This window comes from Okeania sp. (assembly GCF_983059655.1).
In genome coordinates, this window is the sequence record NZ_CEZPJD010000785.1 from 1 (window position 1) to 3,678 (window position 3,678).

The following is a 3,678-nucleotide window of genomic DNA, read 5'->3' on the forward strand; positions in this document are numbered from 1 at the left end:
TTTCCGTGTAGTTTATTTGCCTGGTTTATAGAAGTATTAAAGAATTCAGGAGTCAGGAGTCAGAATTCAGGAGTGATGATTAATTAGGGCTTGCTGAAAAAGTCTTTTTAAGGAGTAGGGGGGCGGGGGAGTAGGGGAGAATTTTTTTACCAAACTATGCGCTAAAAATGCTAACTTTTTGACCATGAAAAGCTGAAAACCATGTACTTTTTCAATACCTAAAAAGGCTAAAACCTTTATCTGGCAATTATTTGAGATTTAATCAGCAAACCCTAATTATTAATTATTAATTATTAATTATTTAACTACCTTTTAAAGAATAATTTGATTTTTCAAGCACTCATACCAATCATTTAAGCCTTCCCCACTTGTGGCAGAAACCTGGAAAATCTTAATATTAGGATTTACCTGTTTTGCATATTCAATACAACGATTAACATCAAATTGTACATAAGGTAATAAATCAATTTTCGTCAGAATCATTACCTGACTTTCCCGAAACATATAGGGATATTTTATTGGTTTATCTTCTCCTTCAGTTACTGATAAAATCGCAACTTTAGAATTTTCACCCAAATCAAATAAAGCTGGGCAAACTAAATTACCCACATTTTCAATCATTAAAACTGAATTTAAAGGAGGGTTTAATTCTGTATAACCTTTCTCTACCATTCCAGCTTCCAGGTGACAGCCTTTACCAGTATTAATTTGTACAACTTTACAACCAGTTTGGCGAATTTTTTCTGCATCATTAATAGTTTCTTGGTCACCTTCTATGACACTAAATGTTAACTCAGATTTTAAATCGTTAATCGTCCGAGCTAATAAAGTAGTTTTGCCAGATCCAGGAGAACTAACTAAGTTTAATGCCAGAATATTTCGACCTTTAAACCAACCTCGGTTTTGGGCAGCTATTAGGTCATTTTTCTGTAAAATTTTCTGTTCTAAAGTAATAGTTGTTTCGTGCATTTTGGCATGAACTGCTGCCATTTCCTGATGATTATGTTCAGGAATATGATCATCAGAATGAGTATGAGTAACAATAGTTCCATCTGGGAGAGTATGAGTATGGGAATGATGCTTATCTACTGTCATTTTTTCTCCTGTTTGAGAATTAGTAATAGTAATTTGATTATTACCGGAACAACCGCAAGTTACACACATGATTTTTGTACCTTTATTTCTTTTATCTTATTTTCAGTTCTTGAGCTTTTATTAGATTAATTAAATTGCCAAAATATTCAATCTGTTGTTTCAGCTTGTTTTGCTAATCTTTGAACTTCCTCATTTGTAGTTTAGTGGCAGTAGAAATACTTTACTATATAGTTAATGTTTATTTTGTTATTTGTAAGTCATTTGAGCAAAGTTTTCCATTAACATTCGGTGGATTAAGATGTAGCCACCACCTACTTTTTAGATAAACTATGAAGTTTCTGCCTCAATCCAACCTTTGACCATTTCAATAGGAATCCCAATAGGACCAAATAATACTTTCAATGCTTCGATTCCTCCTTCCCTTAAAGCGTTAATTAGTCTGGCTTTTAATGTGGGATTTTGCTTGATTTCTTGTTGTAAAGTTACAGCTAAAAAACTCTGTTTTTCAATTTCTGTTGCATTGGGATAATTTTGTTCGAGTTGTTGTAAAAGTTGTTGAATTTCTACTGCTGCATCTGCTAAGTTTTGCTTTTGTTCGGCAGGATAATTATTAATTATTCCGCCTACATGGTTGGCATAAATTGGTCCGTCTACTCGGTTACCTTGAGATTTATCAACATTGACAACTCCTTGAGAAAAATTTCCACCGCTAAAGTCATTTTTAGTGGTATCAGCCATAAAAGTATCTCCTTTATTTTGATAAGTTTGTGTATAAAAACTAGGACGCTGTAACGCCGTTACTATCATATTCTCTAAATTATAAATCCTATTATCTTTTTCAGCTAAAAGTGCCTTTACTTCTGCCTCAGCTAAAGCTTTTATTTCGTTATAAGTCTGAAAATATTCAGCATTTAACTGGGAAAGGTTAGCCCCAAGAGCAGTTGCTAGACGAAGTAGAAGATTATCTCGTCCTCGTTTCTCCATCGCTACTATTTCTAACTCTGCATCTGGATGCTTTTCGGCTAACTGCTTCAATGAAATGGCAATAGCGCGAGGGTCAACTCCTTGGTTGTGGTAAAGGTCAAGGGTATCAACTATGGGTTTAATAAAGTCGGCAAAGTCTCCATTCTCAAATTCTTCTTGCCAGTTATCGGGTTTCCGGCGAGGGTTGGGGTCGTCTTTTGTAGGTAAGCGCATGAAGATGTAACGACATCTGACTCCATGTAATTTTGTATGTCTAGTGACACCCCAATCTTCTATAGTAGCTCCGGTGAGAATTGCTCCTGTTAGGTTTACTTCATCTAATTGGGTTTGTACTAATTTTGCTCTTGATAAGTCAGCATCCTGGAGGTTAGCCTGGTTAAGATTTGCTCGGATAAAACTAGCGTCTTGTAAGTTTGCACCTTGGAGATTAGCTTTGCTTAAATCCGCACCTATAAAGCTAGCATCTTGTAAGTTTGCACTTTTGAGAAATGCACCTCTGAGATTTTCTCCATCGTAGGATTTATTTTGAGTGTATGGATTATTTTGAACATCGCCATGAACAAGCAAATATCGAACAGATGGATTTGCAATTATTGAAGAATTAGGATTTTCATGTCTTGAACGGTCTAATTTACGCGCACCGATAAAACAAGTTTGATGTAGAATAGATTCTCGAAAATCTGTACTTTTGAGAACAGCTCTAGTAAAGTTTATCTCAGTTAAGTTGGCTCGGCGAAAGCTAGTACCACCTAACGCGGCAAAATTAACTGCAATCATCCGAATCCAAGCGAATCTCTGATTTCCAGTTAAGGCTTCAAAACCGATGTAAGTAGCTAGTAATCCGACAATAGCTGCGATCGCTACAACAAAGATAATGGCCCAAGTTATACTCAACTGACCACCTTCTACAAAAACTCTCGCTACAGTACTAGCCACAGCAACTAATCCTAGCAAAATTACAGCTACAGCTAATGAGCCAGCTAGAATACTAACTCCAGCCATCATAAGAGCTAAGAGAAGTGCTGTCATTAAAACTACACCACTTAACATAGTTAGAGCTACAACTATAGAAAAGTTGCCAGAATAAACTAGAACTACTGAAACAGTTAAAACTACAATTCCCAAAAGTGCTAAGGCTAGAGAGCTATATACAGTTATGTGCTGTTCTATGTTGTAGCTACGAGCTTCTTTTGCTTTCTGATAACCAGAAGAAACTAAAAAAAAGAAAAGTATAGACGTTAATGCTACAGTAATGTTCATGGGAAAAACGATTTTTTTTATGTTGACTGAACCAAGTAAATCCAGCGCGAAAAAACTTACTAATCCAATAAATATTCCAAGTCCTGTTGCTAGCAAAAAGGCTACACATACTAAAAGAATTTCTTGATAACTTTGTAATCCTGCTTTTGCTCCAGAAAACTTAGCACCTTTAAGATTAGCATTTGTAAAATCTGCTCCTCTAATATCCGCACCACTAAAATCTGCTCCCGAAAGGTTTTGTCCTCTGAGAGATTCACCCCTGAGTTTTACCCCTTGGAAATTTATTTCACCTTCTCTATATCGCCTCAGTAATTCACTAGCTTTCATTGCATAATATTT

The 3,678-nt window shown here is 35.6% G+C and carries 2 protein-coding genes; both read right to left on the minus strand.

Going from position 1 to position 3,678, the window contains the following annotated elements; genetic code table 11:
* Positions 1-312 precede the first annotated feature (312 nt).
* Positions 313-1,164 (minus strand): hydrogenase nickel incorporation protein HypB, encoded by an 852-nt coding sequence (gene hypB / locus AC3DU7_RS28330; RefSeq protein WP_488042596.1) that lies wholly within the window; start codon positions 1,162-1,164, stop codon positions 313-315.
* Between the two features lie 258 nt (positions 1,165-1,422).
* Positions 1,423-3,678: pentapeptide repeat-containing protein (locus tag AC3DU7_RS28335; protein WP_488042597.1), on the minus strand; the 2,256-nt coding region annotated here is incomplete at its 5' end.

What these genes read in the sequence shown, in the direction of transcription:
- hypB (WP_488042596.1), bottom strand. Translation starts at nt 1,164, where the DNA reads ATGTGTGTAACTTGCGGTTGTTCCGGTAATAATCAAATTACTATTACT.